At 63.6% G+C, this 20,722-nt stretch carries 19 protein-coding genes; 12 read left to right on the forward strand and 7 right to left on the reverse strand.

The annotated features are described in order from the left end of the window. Positions 1–10: 10 nt before the first annotated feature. Positions 11–760 carry a CAF17-like 4Fe-4S cluster assembly/insertion protein YgfZ gene (gene ygfZ, locus ROH8110_RS00910; protein WP_085815915.1) on the reverse strand — a complete coding sequence of 250 codons (750 nt, stop codon included), beginning with the start codon at positions 758–760 and terminating at the stop codon, positions 11–13. Positions 761–825: 65 nt separating this feature from the next. On the opposite strand from ygfZ, the gene ROH8110_RS00915 reads away from it, so the two are divergent. After that, on the forward strand, positions 826–1,497 hold the full coding sequence (locus ROH8110_RS00915) for a TIGR04283 family arsenosugar biosynthesis glycosyltransferase (RefSeq protein WP_085815916.1): 672 nt from the start codon (positions 826–828) through the stop codon (positions 1,495–1,497). A gap of 3 nt (positions 1,498–1,500) precedes the next feature. Here ROH8110_RS00915 and ROH8110_RS00920 read toward each other — a convergent pair whose 3' ends face one another. Further along, complete coding sequence (locus tag ROH8110_RS00920) at positions 1,501–2,184, reverse strand: fused DSP-PTPase phosphatase/NAD kinase-like protein (RefSeq protein WP_085815917.1); 684 nt, start codon at positions 2,182–2,184, stop codon at positions 1,501–1,503. A gap of 143 nt (positions 2,185–2,327) precedes the next feature. Here ROH8110_RS00920 and ROH8110_RS00925 point away from each other — a divergent pair, with 143 nt between their 5' ends. Beyond that, positions 2,328–3,524 (forward strand): pyridoxal-phosphate-dependent aminotransferase family protein, encoded by a 1,197-nt coding sequence (locus ROH8110_RS00925; RefSeq protein WP_085815918.1) that lies wholly within the window; start codon positions 2,328–2,330, stop codon positions 3,522–3,524. Here the strand turns inward: ROH8110_RS00925 and ROH8110_RS18805 are convergent. The 3 genes from ROH8110_RS18805 to ROH8110_RS00940 all read right to left on the reverse strand — a co-directional run bounded on the left by ROH8110_RS18805 (position 3,501) and on the right by ROH8110_RS00940 (position 7,913). Further along, the gene (locus ROH8110_RS18805; protein ID WP_217808218.1) at positions 3,501–3,704 is read right to left on the reverse strand and encodes a hypothetical protein; all 204 of its coding nucleotides are present in this window, start codon (positions 3,702–3,704) and stop codon (positions 3,501–3,503) included. The two genes, ROH8110_RS00925 and ROH8110_RS18805, sit on opposite strands and share 24 nt — an antisense overlap. A gap of 58 nt (positions 3,705–3,762) precedes the next feature. Further along, positions 3,763–4,869: a pyridoxal phosphate-dependent aminotransferase gene (locus ROH8110_RS00935; RefSeq protein ID WP_085815919.1), complete on the reverse strand. Its 1,107-nt coding sequence runs from the start codon at positions 4,867–4,869 to the stop codon at positions 3,763–3,765. A 116-nt stretch (positions 4,870–4,985) separates the two neighbouring features. Then, positions 4,986–7,913 (reverse strand): valine--tRNA ligase, encoded by a 2,928-nt coding sequence (locus ROH8110_RS00940; RefSeq protein WP_085815920.1) that lies wholly within the window; start codon positions 7,911–7,913, stop codon positions 4,986–4,988. Positions 7,914–8,052: 139 nt separating this feature from the next. Between ROH8110_RS00940 and ROH8110_RS00945 the strand changes: the two genes are divergently transcribed. Next, positions 8,053–9,012: a zinc transporter ZntB gene (locus ROH8110_RS00945; protein ID WP_245962780.1), complete on the forward strand. Its 960-nt coding sequence runs from the start codon at positions 8,053–8,055 to the stop codon at positions 9,010–9,012. Here the strand turns inward: ROH8110_RS00945 and ROH8110_RS00950 are convergent. Then, the gene (locus ROH8110_RS00950; protein WP_085815921.1) at positions 9,009–9,443 is read right to left on the reverse strand and encodes an Lrp/AsnC family transcriptional regulator; all 435 of its coding nucleotides are present in this window, start codon (positions 9,441–9,443) and stop codon (positions 9,009–9,011) included. The two genes, ROH8110_RS00945 and ROH8110_RS00950, sit on opposite strands and share 4 nt — an antisense overlap. Before the next feature lie 112 nt (positions 9,444–9,555). On the opposite strand from ROH8110_RS00950, the gene ROH8110_RS00955 reads away from it, so the two are divergent. The 3 genes from ROH8110_RS00955 to ROH8110_RS00965 all read left to right on the forward strand — a co-directional run bounded on the left by ROH8110_RS00955 (position 9,556) and on the right by ROH8110_RS00965 (position 14,088). Next, positions 9,556–10,686 carry a type III PLP-dependent enzyme gene (locus tag ROH8110_RS00955; protein ID WP_085815922.1) on the forward strand — a complete coding sequence of 377 codons (1,131 nt, stop codon included), beginning with the start codon at positions 9,556–9,558 and terminating at the stop codon, positions 10,684–10,686. 65 nt (positions 10,687–10,751) lie between these two features. After that, positions 10,752–13,049 carry a xanthine dehydrogenase family protein molybdopterin-binding subunit gene (locus tag ROH8110_RS00960; protein WP_085815923.1) on the forward strand — a complete coding sequence of 766 codons (2,298 nt, stop codon included), beginning with the start codon at positions 10,752–10,754 and terminating at the stop codon, positions 13,047–13,049. Then, on the forward strand, positions 13,027–14,088 hold the full coding sequence (locus ROH8110_RS00965; RefSeq protein WP_085815924.1) for a T6SS phospholipase effector Tle1-like catalytic domain-containing protein: 1,062 nt from the start codon (positions 13,027–13,029) through the stop codon (positions 14,086–14,088). Before ROH8110_RS00960 ends, ROH8110_RS00965 begins: the two co-directional genes overlap by 23 nt. A gap of 21 nt (positions 14,089–14,109) precedes the next feature. Here the strand turns inward: ROH8110_RS00965 and metF are convergent, their stop codons facing one another. Beyond that, a complete protein-coding gene (metF, locus tag ROH8110_RS00970; protein WP_085815925.1) occupies positions 14,110–14,976 on the reverse strand; it encodes a methylenetetrahydrofolate reductase [NAD(P)H] in 867 nt (288 codons plus the stop codon). 105 nt (positions 14,977–15,081) lie between these two features. On the opposite strand from metF, the gene ROH8110_RS00975 reads away from it, so the two are divergent. From ROH8110_RS00975 to ROH8110_RS01000, 6 genes are all read left to right on the forward strand, one after another. Then, positions 15,082–16,011, forward strand: coding sequence for a LysR family transcriptional regulator (locus ROH8110_RS00975; RefSeq protein WP_085815926.1), 930 nt, complete (start codon positions 15,082–15,084; stop codon positions 16,009–16,011). A gap of 51 nt (positions 16,012–16,062) precedes the next feature. Beyond that, complete coding sequence (locus ROH8110_RS00980) at positions 16,063–16,851, forward strand: inositol monophosphatase family protein (protein ID WP_085815927.1); 789 nt, start codon at positions 16,063–16,065, stop codon at positions 16,849–16,851. A gap of 245 nt (positions 16,852–17,096) precedes the next feature. Further along, positions 17,097–17,429, forward strand: a complete 333-nt coding sequence (locus ROH8110_RS00985) for a hypothetical protein (protein ID WP_085815928.1) — start codon at positions 17,097–17,099, stop codon at positions 17,427–17,429. A 115-nt stretch (positions 17,430–17,544) separates the two neighbouring features. After that, on the forward strand, positions 17,545–18,585 hold the full coding sequence (locus ROH8110_RS00990) for a TRAP transporter substrate-binding protein (protein ID WP_170156464.1): 1,041 nt from the start codon (positions 17,545–17,547) through the stop codon (positions 18,583–18,585). A 278-nt stretch (positions 18,586–18,863) separates the two neighbouring features. Further along, positions 18,864–19,379, forward strand: a complete 516-nt coding sequence (locus ROH8110_RS00995; protein WP_170156463.1) for a TRAP transporter small permease — start codon at positions 18,864–18,866, stop codon at positions 19,377–19,379. Positions 19,380–19,383: 4 nt separating this feature from the next. Next, positions 19,384–20,670 (forward strand): TRAP transporter large permease, encoded by a 1,287-nt coding sequence (locus ROH8110_RS01000; protein ID WP_139837367.1) that lies wholly within the window; start codon positions 19,384–19,386, stop codon positions 20,668–20,670. Positions 20,671–20,722 lie beyond the last annotated feature (52 nt).

Raw genomic sequence — 20,722 nt, forward strand, 5'->3', positions numbered from 1 at the left:
GGCGCGGTGTTCAGCCGCGCCCGATTTCTTGTGGTGTGTAACGCAGCGTCGCGTCGCCCGCCTCCAGATCGCCCGTGGCGCGATCAAAGCGAAGATAGGCGATACCCCTGCCGCCTGATTGCGTGAAGAGCGTGCCGACGGCTTTGCCATCCTTCGTGATCGGCGTGCCGATGGGCGCTTCGCCCGCGACCTCGACCCCGGCAAGACCCTTGCGCAGTTCGGTCTTGTGTTTCATTCGCGCGGTGACCTCTTGGCCGACATAGCAACCCTTGCGGAAATCGACTCCGTTCAGCCGCTCGAACCCGGCCTCCAGGATGAAGCTGTCGGGCGTCAGCTCGATGCCGGTTTCCGGAATGCAATGCGCCACGCGGATCGCGTCCCAGTCGGTGCCGTCATCGCCCGCCTTCTCGCCATAAAGGCGCCAGCCCATATCGGGATGACGTGGGTCATTCAGCGCATTCTCGGGGGCGGGGCCGGTGCCACGCATGAGATTCAGGCTGCTCTGCGAAATCGCCACATCGGCGCGTAGCTTATACATGTTGAGCCGTTTGAGCAGGCTTTCGGCAAGGCTGTCGTCGACATCCAGGAGAATTGTATCGCCCTGGCGCGAAAGGAAGAAATCGGCCAGATACTTGCCTTGGGGCGTCAACATCGCCGCATAAACCAGCCCCTGATCAAGCTTGCCAAGATCATTGGTGACCAGCCCTTGCAGAAAATCCTGCGCCTCCGTGCCGGTGATTTCGAGGATCGTGCGTGTCATTGCCACTCCCGTCGCGTTTCGTCCTGTAATATAGGTCATGACGCGTGAGACAACAGGGGGTGTGGATGCGTGCAGAACTCTCGATCGTGATCCCGACCCTCGATGCGGCGGAGGGGTTGGGGCGCGCCTTGCCCGCTTTGGCCGAGGGCTTGCAGGAGGGTTTGATCCGCGAGTTGATCATTTCGGATGGTGGCTCGAAGGATGCGACATTGGAGATCGCCGATGAGGCAGGGGCGGTGGTGGTTACGGGCGAGGCTTCGCGCGGCGGGCAGCTTGGCCGGGGGGCAGCGGCAGCGGGCGGGAGTTGGCTGTTGTTCCTGCATGCAGATACTGTCTTGCCAAGCGGTTGGGCGACGATGGTGCGCGCGCAGATGGAAGATGGACGCCCGGCCTTTTTCGGCCTCCGATACGATGCGGCGGGCTTTGCCCCGGCGTGGGTTGCGAGCTGGGCCAATCTGCGCTCATGGGTGTTTCACCTACCCTATGGCGACCAAGGCTTGCTGATTTCGCGTAGAGAGTATGACGCGGTCGGCGGGTATCCCGATATTGCGCTGATGGAGGATGTCGCCATTGTCCGGGTGCTTGGCAAACGCATGCGCCGATTGCCCGGCAAGGTGACCACAAGCGCGGCGCGCTATCGTCAGGCCGGGTGGTTCAGCCGGGGCGCGCGAAACCTCGTGCTACTCATGCGCTATCTGATGGGCGCGAGGCCCGAGGACCTGGCACGGCGTTACTGAGGCTCAGAAGATCGGCTTGTGCGTCGCTTCATAGGCTTCCTGCATCGGGACGGACCGGTAATCCGTATGCAGCCAGCTTTCAAAATCGACGCCGGTTTCTTTGTGGGCGGCTTCGTAGCGATCCAGGATGTAGTCGAGGATGCCGGTGCGCGACCATCTGAAGTGAATATATTTCACGCTCAGCATCTTGCGGGCTTCGCGAATCGATCGCCCCTCAATCACCAGAAGATAGATGGCCGCGGCGAAACCGGCGCGGTCGGCACCGGATTTACAGTGCATGACAAAGGGTTTCTCGATTTCCCGGAAGGCCCGGATCAGCGCCTTGATCTCGCGCCGGGGCGCGGCATGGCGGGCCCTGAGATTGACGTTCACCAGCGTCAGGCCAAGGTCACGGCAGCTTTCCTCTTCGACAAGGTAGTGCGCCGCGCCGCCAGCGCCGCGCAGATTGAGGATCGTCTTGATCCCCTGGTCCCGAAGCCTGACGAAGCGTTCATGCGTGGGTTGGTTCGAGCGATAGACACCCGGCGCGACCGGATAGAAATTGGTCCAGACCTTGCGCAGAATCGCGTGATCGAACCACAGATTGTAGATATGCGCGCGGCGACGGTTTTCGGGGGTGGACAGATCCGTGTCATACGATGCCCGCACCGAACGCTCCCAATCGACGATCCGTTTGATGAGTTTCATGTGGGGAATGCGCTCCGTGCGGCCTGACCTTTTACCCGAAAGCCCCATGTAGGCGGAGAGCGTCGCCAAGGCAAGCTGTCGCGGCGATTGACGGCAGCGGCGAGCGGCGTAATGTCGGCCGGCGAATTCAGGAGACAAGAAGCATGACGCTCAGAAACGGCCGCCCATACCTGGCCATTCCGGGGCCCTCCGTGGTCCCCGACGCGGTCTTGCGCGAAATGCATCGCGCGGCGCCCAATATCTACGAGGGCGAGCTGATCGACATGATGCCCGCACTGATCGATGATTTGAAACGGGTGGCGCGGACCGAGAAGCATGTCGCGATCTATATCAGCAATGGGCATGGTGCATGGGAAGCGGCTCTGACCAATGTGCTCGCGCCGGGTGACAAGGTTCTCGTGCCTGCCACGGGGCGCTTTGGGCATGGCTGGGCCGAGGTCGCGTCGGGCCTGGGTATCAAGGTCGAACTTGAAGATTTCGGTAAGCAATCCCCGGTCGACCCCGGCCGGATCGAAACCTTGCTGAGGGCCGATTCCGCCCATCAAATCAAGGCGGTGATGATCACGCATGTGGATACATCGACGTCGATCCGCAACGATATTCCGGCCATTCGCGCCGCGATGGACGCGGCCGGGCATCCGGCGCTCTTGATGGCGGATTGTATTGCATCGCTGGCATGTGACCGTTTCGAGATGGACGCCTGGGGGGTCGATGTGATGGTCGCCGGCAGCCAGAAGGGGTTGATGGTGCCGCCGGGCCTGGCATTCGTTTATTTCGGCGACAGGGCTGCTGAAGCGCGGGCGCGTCGCGAACTGGTCAGCCGCTATTGGGACTGGGTGCCGCGCGCCGATCCGGCGTTGTTTTACCAGTATTTCGGCGGCACAGCGCCGACCCATCACATTTTCGGGCTGCGCGCGGCGTTGGACATGATCCACGCCGAGGGGATCGAGGCCGTCTGGGCGCGTCATGCGCGGCTCGCGCAGGCGATCTGGGCGGCCTGTGACACATGGGCCGAGGATGGCCCGCTGGCGTTGAACGTGGCCGACAAGGGGTTGCGCAGCCACGCGGTGACGGCGCTGCGGATCGGGGCGCCGCATGGTACTGCGCTGCGCTCATGGGTGCAGGAGAAGGCGGGTGTCACGCTGGGGATCGGGCTGGGAATGGCCGAGCCGGGCGATCCGGCCTGGCACGGGTTTTTCCGCATCGGGCATATGGGTCACGTGAACGCCCATATGGTGCAGGGGATGCTGGGTGCGGTGCAGGCGGGGCTCGTGGCGCTGGATATTCCGCATGGCCATGGCGCGCTGGAGGCGGCGTCAGGGGTGATTGCGGCGGCCTGAATAACGGGCGCGCCGCGCCAGTCGCGAGATCAGCAGATTCAGCCCATAACCTGCCGCGCAGACGGCGGCAAAGCCGAGTGTTCCCCATAAGACAATGAAAATCCAAAGCAAATTCACCAGCCCCATGATCAGGGCAGCGTTGGTGTAATTGGGTGCCTTGGGCAGGATTCCACGTCTCATGCCTAAGTTTAGCGCAGCGTGGACGATTGGCGGCGTAAATTCTTCGTGCCGTGGTGGATCAGCCTCGCGCGGCTGACAGTGCCTCGGGCAGGACCTCGGCCAGCACGTCAAGGTCTTGGGGGCGCCCGCAGCTGATGCGGATGCAGCGATCCTGGGGGGCGACGAAGGGTTTGCGCACGAAAACGCCGCGCGCCACCAAAGCCTCCAGAACAGCGCTGGCGAAAGCGCCATCGGCGCCGCAATCCACGGCGACGAAATTGGTTGCCGAGGGCAGGGCGCGCAGGCCATTTTCCTGCGCGATCAAGGCGATACGGTCGCGGGCGCGGGCCACTTCGCCTTGCACATGCAAGAGCCACGCCGCATCGTCAAAGGCCGCCAAAGCCCCTGCCTGCGCCATCCGGTTCATGCCGAAATGGTTGCGGATCTTGTCGAAACTGCGGATCAGGCCGCGCGCCCCTATCGCATAGCCGATACGCGCCCCGGCCATGCCGTAAGCCTTTGAAAACGTGCGCATTTTTATAACGCGCGGGTCATCCGCGTCTATCGCCGCAGCCGTGCCTTCGGGGGCGAACTCGATATAGGCCTCGTCGAGCAGCAACAGACAGCCCTCGGGCAGGTCATCCAGCGCGGTGCGAATGTCGCTGCCGGAATGCCAGCTGCCCATCGGGTTGTCGGGATTGGCAAGGTAGACGAGCTTGGCATCAACCTCTTTCGCCTTTGTTAACAGGGCGGCGGGGTCTTCGTGATCGTCGCGGTAGGGGACCTTGTGCAGCGCACCGCCGAATCCGGCGACGTGATAGTTGAAAGTCGGATAGGCGCCGTCGGATGTGACTACCGCGTCGCCCGGCGCCACCAGCAGCCGCACGAGATTGCCGAGAAGCCCATCAATCCCTTCTCCTACAAGGATATTTTCAACGTCACAGCCGATCCCGGCGGCCAGCGCGGCGCGCAGGTCATGGCTGGAAGGGTCGCCGTATTTCCAGGTTTCGAGCGCCTCGGCCTGCATCGCTTTGACGGCGGCGGGGGAGGGGCCGAACAGGCTTTCATTTGCGCCGAGTCGTGCGCGAAAAGGCGCGCCGCGGGCGCGTTCCTGTTCCTCGGGGCCGACGAAAGGCACGTTGGCGGGGAGGGTCTGAACAAGGTCGGTATAGCGTGGTTCGGTCATGGGCGCAGCTAACGGTATCGGCGCGCGATGTGCAAGCGGGGCGGGCCGAAGCCCGGAAATCGGGCTTCGGCATCACGTCGGTATCGCGTCGGTATCAGGTCGGTGGCGTAGCGGCTTCAGCCCAGTTCGGCGAGACGGTCGAGCGCGGCGCGCAGCTTGCCTTCTTCTTCCTCGCGCAGGGCGAGGTTTTCGCGGGCTTCCTCGACCACATCCTCGGGGGCGCTTTCGACGAATTTGGGGTTGTTGAGCCGCCCGCGCAGACCGCCAAGTTCCTTTTCGAGCTTGCCGAGGGTCTTTTCGAGCCGTTCCTTTTCCTCGGCGACATCGATGATCTCGGCGACGGGCAGGCCGAAATTGCCGCCTTCGACGGTGACCGTGATGCAGCCCTTGGGCAGGCTGTCGACGCGGCTGAGGCTGTCGATGCGCGCGATGCGCTTGATCATCACCTCGTTGCGCGCCCAGGCCTCTTTGCCGGCATCATCGAGTTCGTTGCACAGCACCGGGATGTAGAGACCGGCAGGCACATGCACCTGCGCGCGCGCCGAGCGGATCTGTTCGATCACCGAAATCACCCAGTTCATTTCGCGGTCGGCCTGTGCATCGACAAGGTCGGCGGCGCGGTAGTCGGGCCAGTCGGCGTGGATCAGCATCTTCTGGCGCTCACCCAGAATGCCCCACAGCTCTTCGGTGACATAGGGCATGATCGGATGCAGAAGGATCAGGCATTGATCCATGACCCAAGCCATCGTGGCCTGTGTTTCAGCCTTGGTCGCCTCGTCCCCGTCCAAGAGAAGCGGCTTGGAGAGTTCGACATACCAGCTGCAGACCCGGCCCCAGACAAAGGCGTAAAGCGCATTGGCGGCATCGTTGAAGCGGAAGTTCTGAAGCGCCTCGTCCACCGTTTCGCGCACCTTGGCGGTTTCGCCGACGATCCACTTGTTCACAGTGGCTTCGGGTTTGGGAACCTGCCCGTCGCTGCCCGTTGCGCCGTTCATTTCGGCGAAACGCGCGGCGTTCCAGATCTTGGTAGCGAAATTGCGGTAGCCGGCGATGCGCTGCGGCGAGAGTTTGAGATCGCGGCCCATGGCGGCCATCGCCGTCAGGGTGAAGCGCACCGCGTCCGCGCCGTAATCGTCGATGAGTTCGAGCGGATCCAGAACGTTGCCCAAGGACTTGGACATCTTCTTGCCCTTCTCGTCACGCACGAGGGCATGAACATAGACATGGCTGAAGGGTTTCTGCCCGACCACGGCATATTGCATCATCATCATCCGGGCGACCCAGAAGAAGATGATATCAAAGCCGGTGACCAGCACGCTGGTCGGAAAGTACTTCTCCAGCTCGGGTGTCTGTTCGGGCCAGCCAAGCGTGCCGATGGGCCAGAGGCCCGACGAGAACCATGTATCGAGCACGTCGGGGTCGCGGGTCAGCACTTTGTCGCCCGCCAGCGCACGCGCGTCCTCTTCGGTGGCGGCGCAGTATTGCTTGCCGTCCTCGTCATACCATACCGGAATCTGATGCCCCCACCAGAGCTGGCGTGAGATGCACCAGGGCTCGATGTTTTCCAGCCAGTGGAAATACACCTTGCGGTCGCTTTCGGGCATGATCGTCACCTCACCCGAGCGCACGGCATCAAGCGCGGGGCCGACGATCTTGGCGGTGTCGACGAACCACTGGTCGGTCAGCATCGGTTCGATCACGACCTTCGAGCGATCACCGAAGGGCTGCATGATCGGCTTGGATTCGACCAGTGGCACCTCGGAGTCTTCGCGCGGGTCACCGCCCTCTTCGGGCGCGACGGGGGTATGCGCGGCCTTGCCGAGGCGCGGGTCGTTTTCCGGCACCATGACGGCGAGGCCCTCATGGGTGATTTCGTCGACCACCTTCTGGCGGGCCTCGAAACGGTCGAGTCCGCGCAGGTGGTCGGGCACGAGGTTGAGGCTGTCGACCTCTTCGATGGTAAACTCGGCGCCGTTGGCGATCTGCTGCGCGCGGGCGGCGGCTTCGGCATAGGGCGCGCCATCGTCACGCAGATGCGCCTTGGTATCCATCAGGCGATACATCGGGATGTTGCCGCGTTTGGCGACCTCGTAGTCGTTGAAGTCATGCGCGCCGGTGATCTTGACCGCGCCCGAGCCGAAATCGGGGTCGGGATACTCGTCGGTGATGATCGGGATCAGGCGGCGATGTTCCTTGGGACCGACGGGAATTTCGCAGAGTTTGCCGATGATCGGCGCATAGCGTTCATCCGAGGGGTGAACCGCGACGGCACCGTCGCCCAGCATGGTTTCGGGCCGGGTGGTGGCGATGGAGATGTAGTCGCGCTCTTCCTCGAACAGCACGTTGCCGTCCTCGTCGCGCTCGACATAGGTATAGGTCTCGCCCCCAGCCAGCGGGTATTTGAAATGCCACATATGGCCGGGGTTCTCGATGTTCTCGACCTCGAGATCGGAAATCGCGGTTTCAAAATGCGGGTCCCAGTTGACCAGCCGCTTGCCGCGATAGATCAGGCCCTTGTTGTACATGTCCACGAAGACCTTGATCACGGCGTCGTGGAAATTGCCCTCTTCGCCCGCCGGGGCGCCGGGCGCGCCGGACATGGTGAAGGCGTTGCGCGACCAGTCGCAGGAGGCGCCGAGGCGCTTCAACTGATTGATGATCGTGCCGCCGGATTCCTGTTTCCACTCCCAGACCTTTTCAAGGAACTTGTCGCGCCCGAGTTCACGGCGGCCGGCATTGCCTTCGGCGGCCAGCTTGCGTTCGACCACCATCTGCGTGGCGATACCGGCATGATCCTGGCCCGGCTGCCAGAGCGTGTCGAAGCCGCGCATCCGGTGCCAGCGGATCAGGATGTCCTGCAGGGTGTTGTTGAAGGCATGACCCATATGCAGCGAGCCCGTCACGTTGGGCGGCGGGATCATGATGCAGAAGCTTTCGGCGCCGGGGGCGGCATTGGCGCCCGCCTTGAAGGCGCCCGCCTGTTCCCATGCGTCATAGATGCGGCCCTCGGCCTGGGCTGCGTTGAAGGTCTTTTCCATCGCCATTGGGGTCTGTCCTGCGGAATGTCCTTGGTCGGGATCGTCTCTAGCGAATGCGTTGGCCAAGGGAAAGGCTGGCGCTGGAATTTATTGCGCTGTGGCGTCATGCTGCGCCAAGGTCGGGGGCCGCAAGAAGGAGAGCGCCGTGCAGGCTGTGCAAGCGATCGACATGGACGAGGCGGGGCAGGGCCATGCGGTGGAACCGGGTGGCGGCGCGCCTGACGCGGGTGTTCTGCGCTGGACAAGGGTGGATCTGTCGCAGGCGGAAGGGGCTGAATGGCTGGCGCGGTCGGGGCTTGATCCGCTGGTGGTGGCGGCGCTTGGGGCGCAGGATACAAGGCCGCGCTGCACCGTGCATGGCGAGGGCGCGCTGATGAACCTGCGCGGCGTCAACCTCAATCCCGGCGACGAGGTCGAGGACATGGTCTCGGTGCGTCTGTGGATCACCGGGCGCGAGATCGTCTCGGCGCAGTTGCGCCGCCTGATGGCGGCGGGCGACGTGTGGGAGGCCGCCTTGCGCGGGCAGGGTCCGGTGCGCAGCGGCGATCTGGTGGCGCGGCTGGCGTTGCGGCTGGCGGACAGGGCGGAACCGGTGATCGCCGGGCTGAACGAGCGGATCGACGATATCGAGGAGAAAGTCGATCAGGGACCCTGGGCGGTTTCACGCGCGGATCTGGGGGATGTGCGGCGCATGGCGATCAAGCTGCGCCGCCACATCGCGCCGCAGCGCGATGCGCTGAGCACCTTCGAGATCGAGGACCTGCCCTGGCTGACCCATGAGGATCGCAGCCGCCTGCGCGAGGCGGTCGAGCGCGTCACCCGCCTGTCCGAGGAACTGGACGCGATTCGCGACCGCGCGCAGGTGGTGCAGGATCAGATCATGGAGCACCGCTCAGAGGTGATGAACCAGCAGATGCTGATCCTGTCGGTGGTCGCGGCGATCTTCCTGCCGCTCGGTCTGTTGACCGGGCTGTTGGGGATCAATGTGGGCGGCATCCCGGGGGCCGACGACCCGCGCGCCTTCTGGGTCGTCACGGCGGGGATTGTCATCGTCGGGGTGGCGCTGTTCGGAGTCTTCCGGATGCTGGGCTGGCTCAGGCGTTAAGCCCGGCGGTCGAGCTTGGTGGACAGTTGGATCAGGCTTTCGGAGCCCTTGACGCCGCGGGTTTCGCCGATGCGGTCAAGCGTGTCGTCGAGGGCCTCGGTGGTGGCGGCTTCAATCCCGACGATCAGGTCGAAACGCCCCGACGTGGTATGCACCGTGCGCACATCGGGCAGCGAGCGCAGCCGCGCCAGGACCGCCGGTGCGCTGCGCGGTTCGATGCTGACAAGGGCGGTTGCGCGCAAGGGCGCGCGCAGCCGGTCGGCAAGGCGCAGGGTGTAGCCTTCGATCACGCCCGAGGATTCGAGCCGATCGAGCCGCGCCTGAACGGTGGTGCGCGCCAGCCCCAGCCGCCGCGCCAGCGTAGCGACGGGCGTGCGGGCGTTGTCGGCCAGAAGGTCCAGAAGGGCCTGATCGGTTTCGTCTGTTTGCATCGCTCTTTCGTCATTATGACGGTGATAAGAGTCAGATTACACAAATCGACGCGCGGAATCGACAGCTTTTGCCGCCACACTCAAGAAAACGAGCAAAGCGACAGGACCCTTCATGCGCGAAACACCGAACTGGCCCGATCCAGCCGCCCATATCGTTCGCCATCTGCCCGACACGGCGCTGTTGTATTTCAGCCCGGCGGCGCTTCAGTCGATGGCGCGGCGGTTTCAGGCCGGGTTCGACGGGCTGGTGACCTATGCCGTCAAGGCGAATGCGGAGGAAGAGGTGCTGGCCAACCTGGTTGCCGCTGGCATCCGCGCCTTCGATGTGGCCAGCCCGCGCGAGATGTATGCGGTGCGGGCGGTCTGCCCGGATGCGGTTCTGCATTACAACAACCCCGTGCGCTCGCCCGAGGAAGTGACGGTGGCGCGCGCGCTTGGCGTGGCGTCGGCCTCGGTGGATTGCGCGCGGGAATTGGACAAGCTGTCGGTTCTGCCGAAATCCACGGAAATCACCGTGCGGCTGGCGCTGCCGGTGGCCGGGGCGGCCTATGATTTCGGCGAGAAGTTCGGCGTCGGACCGGAGCGCGCCGAAACCCTCCTGCGCGAGGTCGCGGCGCGCGGTTTCGTGCCCTCGATCACCTTTCACCCCGGCACGCAATGCGCTGACCCCGCGGCCTGGGGAAGCTATATCGCGGTCGCGGCGGATGTCGCGCGGGCGGCTGGCGTGCGCCTGGCACGCCTGAATGTGGGTGGCGGTTTTGCCTCGCACAGGGGCGGGGCGGCGCCCGATCTCGAGGCGATATTTGACCATATCCGCGCCGAGACAACGCGCTGTTTTGGCGCCGATGCACCCGATCTGGTATGCGAGCCGGGCCGCGCAATGGTGGCGGATGCCTTTTCGCTGGCGGCGCGCGTCAAGGCGCTGCGCGAGAACGGATCGGTTTTCCTGAACGATGGAATCTATGGCGGGTTGACCGAGATTCGCGATATCGGCGCGCCAGGGCGGGTCCGGGTTTTGTCGCCCGAAGGCGCGGTGCGCCGTGCGCCGCCCGTGGCGCGCGTGGTTTTTGGCCCGACCTGTGACAGTATCGACCGCCTGCCCGATGCGTTGCCGCTGCCCGGTGATATGGAAGAGGGCGATTATGTGCTGTTTGACGGCATGGGTGCCTATTCACGCAGCCTGACCACCCGGTTCAACGGTTACGGTTTGGGCGGATCGGTCACGGTGGCGTCTCTGACCTGACGGGCTCTGGACATGCGCGTCTCGCCCGTTAGGGTCCGGGGCGAGACCGCGCGAAAGGGCAGAGCATGGAAAAATTCGGGAAAAGTCAGCCGGTCAGGCGCCTGGAAGACGGGCGGTTTCTGACCGGGCAGGGACGCTACGTCGACGATATCGCACCCAAGGGCGCGCTGGTCGCGCATGTGCTGCGTGCGCCGGTGGCGCATGCACGCATCAGCGGGCTGGATGTCGAGGAGGCCCGCGCCGCGCCCGGCGTGCGCCTTGTGCTGACGGCGGCGGATCTGGCCGCGGGCGGGATCACCGAAGCGATGGCCTTCAACACCGTGAAGAACCAGGACGGCACCCCGGCGGCAGCCCCGCGCCGCCCGATCCTGGCCGAAGACCGCGTGCGTTTCGTGGGCGAGCCGGTGGCGATGATCGTCGCCGACACGTTGGCAGCGGCCCGCGATGCGGCCGAGATGATCGCGTTCGATTACGACGACCTGACCGCCCATATGGAGATCGGGCCGGGAGGCGAGCCCCTGCATGAAGAGGCGCCCGAGAACCGCGCCTTTGACTGGGGCATGGGCGATGAGGCGGCCGTGGAGGCGGCGATCGGCAAGGCCAAGCATGTGGTGCGGATGACGGTGCATGACAACCGGATCATCGCCAACCCGATGGAGCCGCGCGGCTGCTATGCCGAAATCCAGGGCAACCGCCTGCACCTTGCGGTGAACGGTCAGGGCGTCTGGGGCACCAAGCGCAATCTTGCACGGGTGCTGAACATGGATGCCGAGGATATCCGCGTGACCAACCCCGATGTCGGCGGCGGTTTCGGCACCAAGGCGATGGATTACCCCGAAACCTACCTGGTGGCCCACGCCGCCCGCCAATTGGGCCAGCCGGTGCGCTGGATGGCGGATCGGGGCGAAACCATGCTGAGCGACAATGCGGGCCGGGGTCTCGATCACGATCTGACGCTGGCGTTTGACGGGGATCTGAGGATCACCGCCTACCGTGTCGACAGCCGGGTGGATCTGGGCGCCTATTGCAGCACGATGGGGCAGGGCATCCAGACGGATCTCTTTTCCAAGGTCTTGATGGGGGTCTATGACGTGCAGGATGCGTTCCTGCATGTGGAAGGATTCTTTACCAACACCACGCAGGTCGATGCCTATCGCGGGGCCGGACGACCCGAGGCGATCTATGCGCTGGAACGCATCATGGACCGCGCCGCGCGCGAACTGGGCGTCGACACATGGGATCTGCACCGGCGTAATTTCATCGCCAGCGAAGCCTTTCCCTATGTCTCGGCCACGGGGGAGACCTATGATGTGGGGGATTTCCATCGCGTGCTGGACCGCGCCGAAGCGGAATGCGATCGCGCCGGGTTCGCGGCGCGCAAGGCCGAAAGCGTCGCACGCGGGCGGCTGAGGGGCTTGGGCCTCTGTTACTATATCGAAAGCATTCTGGGGAATCCTTCGGAGACGGCGAAAGTCGAGTTCAACGAGGATGGCAGTGTGTCGATCTATGTGGGCACTCAATCGAACGGGCAGGGGCATGAGACCGTCTATGCGCAGTTCCTGTCGGATCAGACCGGCATCCCGGTTGAACAGATCCGCGTGGTGCAGGGCGACAGCGACCGCATCAGGACCGGCGGCGGTACCGGGGGGTCGCGCTCGGTCACGACGCAGAATAACGCGACATTGGCGACGGTTACCAGTATGATCGCGGCCTTCGCATCCTTCCTGGCAGAAAAGACCGGGGTCGCGGAAAGCGAGATCGATTTTGACGACGAACGCTTCCGCGTGCCGGGGTCGAACCTGACGCCGACCCTGACCGAGATTGCCGCGATGGCGCGGGCCGAAGGGCGCAGCGATTTGCTGGTGCATGAGGAAACTGCAACGCTTCCGGCGCGCTCATACCCCAATGGCGCGCATGTGGCCGAGGTCGAGGTCGACCCGGAGACCGGCAAGGTTACATTGGAGCGATACACGGTGGTCGATGATTTCGGCAATCTGATTAACCCGATGCTGGTGGAAGGGCAGATCCATGGCGGGGTGGTGCAGGGTGTCGGGCAGGCCCTGTGCGAGCATGTGGTGCATGACGAGGACGGGCAGCTGCTCACGGCAAGTTTCATGGACTATGCCATGCCGCGCGCCGACGATGTGCCGATGTTCGGTTTCGCGACCGAGCCGGTGCCATCGACTGCGAATGTCATGGGCATGAAGGGCTGTGGCGAGGCGGGCACGGTCGGGGCGATGGCGGCGACGGCCAATGCAGTGGCCGATGCGCTGTGGGACAAGGGAGTGCGGCAGGCGGACATGCCATTCACGCCGCATCGCGTGTGGAAGATGCTGAACGATGTCATGGCGCCAGTGGACTAAACGCCTATACGCACTGCTGCGCCCCGGCCTGCGCCATGGGCAAAGCGGACTGGCGCGCTCGCGCGGGCAGGTCACGCATGTGCTGATCCTCGATGGCACCATGTCGTCGCTGGTCGAGGGCGACGAAAGCAATGCGGGTCTTACCTATAAGCTGCTTTCCGAAATGAGTGGCCCGTCGCTGTCGGTCTATTACGAGGCCGGGTTGCAATGGCAGGACTGGCGCACGACGCCGGATGTGATGATGGGGCGTGGCATCAACCGGCAGATCCGGCGCGCCTATGGCTATCTTGCCAGCCGGTATCGCGCGGGTGACCGGATCTTCCTGTTCGGCTATTCGCGGGGTGCCTATGCGGTGCGTTCGCTGGCCGGGGTGATCGACCGGGTGGGCCTCTTGAAGGCCGAGAACGCGACCGTGCGCAATATCGTCACCGCCTATCGCCACTACCAGTCGGCACCGGGCGGCCCGGTGGCCGCGGATTTCAAGGCCTCGCTTTGTCACGAGGCCGCGCCGGTCGAGATGGTCGGGGTGTGGGATACCGTCAAGGCGCTTGGCCTGCGCCTGCCGATGCTGTGGCGCTGGAGCGCCGAGGCGCATGCGTTTCACAATCACCGTCTTGGCCCGACAATCCTGCATGGCTTTCATGCGCTGGCGCTGGACGAGACGCGAACGGTCTTCGAGCCGGTGCTGTGGTCATCGCCCCCCGAGTGGAACGGCCGCGTCGAACAGGTGTGGTTTCGCGGCACGCATGGCGATGTGGGCGGGCAACTGGGCGGGTTTCACGCGGCGCGGCCGCTCTCGAACATCCCGCTGGTCTGGATGCTGGAGCGCGCCGAAAGCTGCGCGTTGCCGCTGCCGGAAGGCTGGCGCACGCGTTTTCCGACCGACCCGGAGGCGCCTTCGGTCGGCACATGGCGGGGATGGGGCAAGGTGTTCCTGCTCAGGGGGCGGCGGCGCGTCGGGCAGCATCCCAGCGAGCGCCTGCACGAAACCGTCGGGCCACGCGACATCGAAGTGCCGGTGGCCGGACAGAATGCATGATGCGGCCTGGCGCGGCTTGGCTCAAGCCACGTCGCGCAGGCTGACCTTCGGCGAGACGCCAAGTGCGTGGCACACGTCGCGCGTCAGTTCCGGGCGGTTCAGCGTGTAGAAATGCAGATCCTCGACCCCGCCCTCGATCAGTTCACTGCAGAGCTCGGTGGCCAGCGCTGTGGCCAGCAGATCCTGACGGTTGTCGCGCAGCGCCTTGTCGAAGGTATCGTCCAGCCAGGCGGGAATGCCGGTGCCGCAGGCAGTGGCGAACTTGCGCACGCCGGTCCAGTTCTCGATCGGCAGCACACCGGGGATGATCGGCGCGTCGATGCCCGCCTTGACGCAGGCGTCGCGGAAACGGAAGAACGTTTCGGCCTCGAAGAAGAACTGCGTGATCGCCTCGCTGGCGCCCGCGTCTATCTTGCGTTTGAGCCATTCGATATCGGCCTTGGTGTCAGCCGCTTCGGGGTGCTTCTCGGGATAGGCGCCGACCCGGATAGTGAAATTGCCGGTATCGGCCAGCGCCTCGATCAGCTCGCAGGAATTGGCGAAGCCGTCGGCATGCGGGGTGAAGCCGTCCGAACCCTTTGGAGGGTCGCCGCGCAGGGCGACGATCTCGGTGACGCCAGCCTGGTGAAAGCCATCGGCAATCGCGAGGGTCTCTTCGCGGGTCGCCTCGACGCAGGTCAGGTGCGCCGCAACATTGAGGCCGGTGGCCTTGTGCAGGGTGCCGACCGCCTCGCGGGTCAGTTCGCGCGTGGTGCCGCCAGCGCCGTACGTGACCGAAACGAAACGCGGATCGAGCGGCGCGAGCGTGTGGATCGTATCCCAGAGACGGAACGACGCCTCGAGCGATTTCGGGGGGAAGAATTCAAAGGAGACGCGGGGCGTGGGCATCGGCTGGATCCATCTTGCATGCTTTACAGGTTGTCCTCTTGTTGCAGGCGCAGCATTGTGAGACAACTTCATAATATTCATGGTCTATGTGAGGCGCGCTAATATATGCATATCGAGTTGCGGCATCTTAGGACGATCCGGGCGATCCATCAGGCGGGCGGGATCGCGCGCGCGGCGGACCTGCTGCACATCACCCAATCGGCGCTGAGCCATCAGATAAAGGGGCTTGAGGATCAGGCCGGGGTGGAGCTGTTCGTGCGCCGCTCCAAGCCGCTCAAGCTGTCGGCGGCGGGGCAGCGGTTGCTGCGCGTGGCCGAGAAGGTGCTGCCTGAGGTCGAGGCGCTGGAGGGCGAGTTCGGCGGGTTGAGGCAGGGATCGGCGGGGCGGATGCATATCGCGATCGAATGTCATGCCTGTTTCGAGTGGCTGTTTCCGGTGCTCGAGCAGTTCCGCAAGGCATGGCCCGACGTGGATGTGGATATCCGCCCCGGCCTTGCCTTCGATGCGCTGCCTGCGCTTCGCAAGGAGGAAGTCGATCTGGTGGTGTCTTCCGATCCCGAGGACCTGCCCGGCGTCACCTTCAAGCCGCTCTTTGATTACGAGCCTGTTTTCGTGGCCTCGAGCCAGCATCCACTGGCGCAGAAGCCCTTTGTCGTCGCCGAGGATTTTCGCGACGAAACGCTGATAACCTACCCGGTGGACCGCGCCCGGCTGGATGTGTTCACCTCCCTGCTGACCCCTGCCAAGGTCGAGCCGCGCGCCATCCGGCAGGTCGAGCTGACGGCGGTGATCCTGCTGCTGGTCGCCTCGAACCGGGGCGTGGCGGTGCTGCCGGACTGGGTGGTGCGCGAGCTGCGCACGAGCCGCGATTACGTGACCCGGCCTTTGACGCAGAAGGGTGTCACCAAAAGGCTCTATGCGGCGATACGGGAAGAAGACGGTGACAAGCCCTATGTCGCCCACCTGATCCGGCTGGCGCGCGAGATTCCGGTCAGGATGCAGCGCGGCGAGGCCGAGCAGCGAGACCACTTGTAAGCAAGGCGCGGGCGGCGTATACGCGCGGCCTGAACGCAAGGGAGCCATGCGATGCCGGGCAGTGCCAACCTCAATGTCATGATCAAGGCCGCGCGCAAGGCGGGGCGGTCGCTGGTCAAGGATTTCCGCGAGGTCGAGCAGTTGCAGGTCTCGATGAAGGGCGCGGGCGATTTCGTGAGCCGCGCCGACCTCGCTGCCGAGAAGATCATCAAGGACGAGCTGATGGAGGCGCGCCCCACCTATGGCTGGCTGGCCGAGGAAGGTGGCGCCGAGGATGGCAAGGACCCGACCCGCCGCTGGATCGTCGACCCGCTGGACGGAACGTCGAATTTCCTGCACGGGCTGCCCCATTGGGCGATCTCCATCGCGTTGGAACACAAGGGAAAAATCGTGGCCGGTGTCATTTTCGACGCGGCCAAGGACGAGATGTTCTTCGCCGAGAAAGGCGAGGGCGCCTGGCTGAACGAGAGCCGCCTGCGGGTATCGGGACGCAGCAAGATGATCGAGTCGCTCTTTGCGACGGGCGTGCCGTTCGGGGGGCGCGCGGACCTGCCGGCGACCTTGCAGGACCTGGCGCGCCTGATGCCGGCCTGCGCGGGTGTGCGGCGCTGGGGATCGGCGGCGCTGGACATGGCCTATGTGGCCGCCGGACGTTACGAGGGTTTCTGGGAGCGCGGGCTCAATGCCTGGGACCTGGCGGCGGGAATCGTGATCCTTCAGGAGGCGGGCGGCTTTGTCGAGCCGCTGACCGAGGGGGGGAATATCCTCGAGGATGGCGAGGTTGTCTGCGCCAACGAGGTGATCTTTGAGAAGTTCGCAAAGGTGATCCGCGGCCGTTGATCCCGAATCGGGATCAAGCCATTGGTTAACATGAGAAAATGACGATCTGTATCGCGTCGGCGTGGCGTCGGTATCGCGTCGGTATGCGCCACTGCATCTGCGCGGGTTAACACGGCGAACGGCAATAACCGCGTGTCATTGCGTACAAACCGTGCGGGGCAGGCATTGGGTGCCTCCGGCGGGAGTATTTCAAGCAAGATGAAGCCGGGGCGAGCCCGACGAGCGGCATTCGAGCGCTGCGGCGCGTGATCCCGCAATGGTCCGGCGAGGCGATCCTGAAGCTCACATGTGTCATCGGTGCGGGCGACCTGACATCGCGGGCGGGGCGGATCGGCCACAAGGCGTCGCAGCCCCGCGCGGTTTTCCTGCCGGTGGCGTTTGGGTCGTGGCGCAGTTGGAGCGAAAACCGCGATCTATGGCGTGAACAGGTGACGTTGCACAAGAGCGGCGCCGTCCCGGCGAAGCGCGCCCGAACGCGGGCGATTTTCCGGGGATTTTCCCGAAAATATGTGCAAATTCAGAGCCTCGGTTCTGAAAGATCTTTCATGAGAAATGAATCGACACATGAATATTTTTAAAATAACGTTTCAAAAGCGGCAAATTGTTCCATGCCGCTGGACCTGGTCACGCCAGTGGCGCGCATGCTCGGTGGCCATCCGTTTCGGAGGAGTGAATGGAACAGGGAGGATTAAAATGAATAAATTCGCAGCTTTCGCGTTGGGCGTGACGCTGGCCTTCGGGTCGACGGTTACCACGGCGCTTGCAGAGCCAATCGTCATGAAGATCGGCTTCAGTTCCGAGGGCGATATCCGCATGCCCGGCGCTGGCCGCTCGGCCGGCGCATTGGCGATGAAGAACTACCTGGAGGTCGCTTCGGGTGGTGAACTTCAGCTGGAAATTCACCCCGATGGGGCATTGGGCAATGCCCGCACGATGGTGGAATCGGCGCAGACCGGCGTGATCGAGATGGTCGGTGCCTACACGTCGATCATGGTGCCCTTCGCGCCCGAGATCGCGGTCACGCAGATCCCTTACGTGTTTCGCGACAACCTGACCGCGTGGAAGGTGATGGAGGGGCCGGTTGGCGACGAGCTGGCGGCATCCTTCCTTGAGAAGACCGGACTGCGCGTGCTGGGCTGGGCCGATGGCGCCGGTTTCCGCCATATCTATGCGGAAAAGCCGATCAAGAACGTGGCCGACCTGCAAGGCACCAAGATGCGCGTGCCCGAGAACCCCGGCCTTCTGGCGATGTTCCGGGCCTGGGGGGCGAACACGGTGACCATCACCTGGAGCGAGCTTTACACCGCGCTGCAATCGGGCATGGCCGAAGGGCACGATACCGAGCTTTACTCGATGTATTCCAAGAAGCTCTACGAGGTGAACCCTTACGTCACCATGACGCGGCACAGCTATAACCTGCACCCGATCATGATCAACGAAGAGTTCTTCCAGTCGCTCTCGCCCGAGCATCAGACGCTGGTTCTTCAGGCGGGCGACCTTTATACGCGCGTCGGCAATGCGCATTCCTTCGTCAGTTCGCTGGTGGTGAAACAGGCGATGGAGGCCGAGGGCGCGACCTTCTATTACCCGACCGATGAAGAGATTGCAGAGTTCCGCGATCTTGGACAGCAGCCCTATATCGACACGATCACCCGCAAGATCGGTGACGAGGGCCAGGAATGGGTGGACAAGATCATGGCGGCGGCGAAGGAAGCCGAGCAAACGGCCAGGTAGATCGCACACCACGTTCAAAGCAGCCGACCGGAGGCGGAGAGGGGCGACCCACACCGCGATCCGGCCGGCAGGCGCCGGTCCGGCATGACCTGGCAGGATCGGCGCCAGTTCTGCAATTCTCTCTGGACGATCCAGCCCGGACCGGTGCGTTATGGTCTGAACGGATGAAGGGGCGTCGCTCCGCCTGACTGGCGCCGCGCCCCTCTTTTGCAAGGCACGGATCAAAGAGCGGGCGGTGAAGGCCGTCAGTGATGCAAGGCGGCAAGGAGAGTGTCGACATGAAGACGTTTCTGATCGGGTATCATACCTTCCTTGACTGGCTGGAGCGGGCCAGTCTGATTTTCGCGATGGTGTTGACCGCGCTGCTGTTCCTGAACACGGCGTCGGGCATCGTCGCCGACAGGATCACCGGCAATTCGCTGGTCTGGGTCGAGGAGTTGAACAATCTTTTCTTCGCCTGGGCCGTGTTTGTCGGCGCCGGCGTGATTGCCCGGCATGGCGGCCATATCGGGGTCGACATGGTCTACGAGCTTCTGGGGCCACGCATGAAGACCGTGTTCCGGATCATCTACATGGTCATGGCGCTCATCATCGTCTGGGTGATGGTGTTCTACGGGGTCAAGATGGCGCTGTTCGTGGGCAAGTACCAGACCTCTCTCTATCTCGATATCAGCTTGTTCTATTACTACTTCTCGATCCCGGTCGGCGGTGCGCTGCTTGGGTTCTTCAGCATCGGCGCAGCGCTCCCCGATCCGCGCAACGCCCCCCCTGTCATGCAATTTTCCGGAGGCTGAACCCGTGGTTGGAATTATCTTTGGCACTTTCGTTCCGATGCTCCTGCTGGGGGTGCCGATCGCATTCTGCCTCGTCCTGATGACGATCTTCGTCTACGTGGATATCGGCGATCCGCGCCTGTTCACGCAGATTCCGCAGCGGATGTTCTCGAGCACCGAGAACCTTCTGCTGCTGGCGATCCCGTTCTTCATCATGGCGGGCGAAATCATGAACCGGGCGGGCATCACCGACAAGCTGATGACGCTGGCCGGGTCGCTCGTGGGCTGGGTCCGTGGCGGGCTGGCACATACCAATATCGTCTCGAGCATGTTCTTTGCCGGGATTACCGGCTCGGCCGTGTCGGACACGGTGGCCGTGGGCAAGATCATGATCCCGGCGATGAAGAAGAACGGCTATAGCGAGGAATACGCGGCCGCCGTCACCGCCGCCAGTTCGGTGATCGGCCCGATCATTCCGCCCAGTATTCCGATGCTGATCTATGCGTCGGTGATGAATGTCTCGATCGCGGGCATGTTCCTGGCGGGGATGCTGCCCGGCGTGCTGGTTGCAATCGCGCTGATCGTGACGGCCTATATCGTGGCGGTGCGCAAGGGATATGGCGAGCGCGCGCCGTTCGTGGGCTTTGCGCGGCTGTCCATCGCGATCCTGCAGGGGATTCCGGCGCTGTTGCTGCCCGCGATCATCATGGGCGGCATCCTGTTCGGCTTTTTCAGCCCGACACAGGCGTCGGCGGTTGCGGTCATGTACGGGCTGCTGATCGGCTTTGTCTTTTACCGCACGCTCAAGCTGTCGGATATCGCGCCGATCCTGCTGCATACGGTGAAGGCCACGGCGATGATCATGTTCCTCCTGGCCTGCGCCAAGAGCTTCAGCTGGCTGGTGAGCTATTACAACCTGGTCGATGAAGTGACGGTGATGTTCGTTTCGCTGACCGAGAACAAGTATGTGTTTCTGCTGCTGGTGAATATCCTGTTCCTGATCATCGGGATGTTCCTGGACATGGGGTTTGCGATCATCGTGCTTGGCCCGCTTCTGGCGCCGGTTGCCTATCAGTACGGGGTCGATCCCATCCATTTCGCGCTGATCACCTGTACCAACCTGACGATCGGTCTGGCCTCGCCGCCATTCGGACTGGTGCTGTTCGCGGCCTGCGGGATCTCCAATGTGAAGCTGACGCGGCTGAGCTGGGCGATCCTGCCCTTCGTGGGGGCCGAGATACTGGTGCTGTTGCTCATCACCTACGTCCCCTTCTTCACGATGTATTTCCCGCGATTGTTTGGCTACGCCTGACACTGGAAGGCCAAGCGGGACACAAGAAAACGGCCACCGGAAAGGTGGCCGT

It is taken from the genome of Roseovarius halotolerans (genome assembly GCF_900172255.1).
In the GTDB taxonomy this organism is placed as follows: Bacteria; Pseudomonadota; Alphaproteobacteria; order Rhodobacterales; family Rhodobacteraceae; genus Roseovarius; species Roseovarius halotolerans.

Bases quoted from the DNA above. Each gene is read 5' to 3' on its own strand.
- ygfZ (WP_085815915.1), bottom strand. From the start codon at position 760: ATGACACGCACGATCCTCGAAATCACCGGCACGGAGGCGCAGGATTTT.
- ROH8110_RS00915 (WP_085815916.1), top strand. From the start codon at position 826: ATGCGTGCAGAACTCTCGATCGTGATCCCGACCCTCGATGCGGCGGAG.
- ROH8110_RS00920 (WP_085815917.1), bottom strand. From the start codon at position 2,184: ATGAAACTCATCAAACGGATCGTCGATTGGGAGCGTTCGGTGCGGGCA.
- ROH8110_RS00925 (WP_085815918.1), top strand. From the start codon at position 2,328: ATGACGCTCAGAAACGGCCGCCCATACCTGGCCATTCCGGGGCCCTCC.
- ROH8110_RS18805 (WP_217808218.1), bottom strand. From the start codon at position 3,704: ATGAGACGTGGAATCCTGCCCAAGGCACCCAATTACACCAACGCTGCC.
- ROH8110_RS00935 (WP_085815919.1), bottom strand. From the start codon at position 4,869: ATGACCGAACCACGCTATACCGACCTTGTTCAGACCCTCCCCGCCAAC.
- ROH8110_RS00940 (WP_085815920.1), bottom strand. From the start codon at position 7,913: ATGGCGATGGAAAAGACCTTCAACGCAGCCCAGGCCGAGGGCCGCATC.
- ROH8110_RS00950 (WP_085815921.1), bottom strand. From the start codon at position 9,443: ATGCAAACAGACGAAACCGATCAGGCCCTTCTGGACCTTCTGGCCGAC.
- ROH8110_RS00955 (WP_085815922.1), top strand. From the start codon at position 9,556: ATGCGCGAAACACCGAACTGGCCCGATCCAGCCGCCCATATCGTTCGC.
- ROH8110_RS00960 (WP_085815923.1), top strand. From the start codon at position 10,752: ATGGAAAAATTCGGGAAAAGTCAGCCGGTCAGGCGCCTGGAAGACGGG.
- ROH8110_RS00965 (WP_085815924.1), top strand. From the start codon at position 13,027: ATGTCATGGCGCCAGTGGACTAAACGCCTATACGCACTGCTGCGCCCC.
- metF (WP_085815925.1), bottom strand. From the start codon at position 14,976: ATGCCCACGCCCCGCGTCTCCTTTGAATTCTTCCCCCCGAAATCGCTC.
- ROH8110_RS00975 (WP_085815926.1), top strand. From the start codon at position 15,082: ATGCATATCGAGTTGCGGCATCTTAGGACGATCCGGGCGATCCATCAG.
- ROH8110_RS00980 (WP_085815927.1), top strand. From the start codon at position 16,063: ATGCCGGGCAGTGCCAACCTCAATGTCATGATCAAGGCCGCGCGCAAG.
- ROH8110_RS00990 (WP_170156464.1), top strand. From the start codon at position 17,545: ATGAATAAATTCGCAGCTTTCGCGTTGGGCGTGACGCTGGCCTTCGGG.
- ROH8110_RS00995 (WP_170156463.1), top strand. From the start codon at position 18,864: ATGAAGACGTTTCTGATCGGGTATCATACCTTCCTTGACTGGCTGGAG.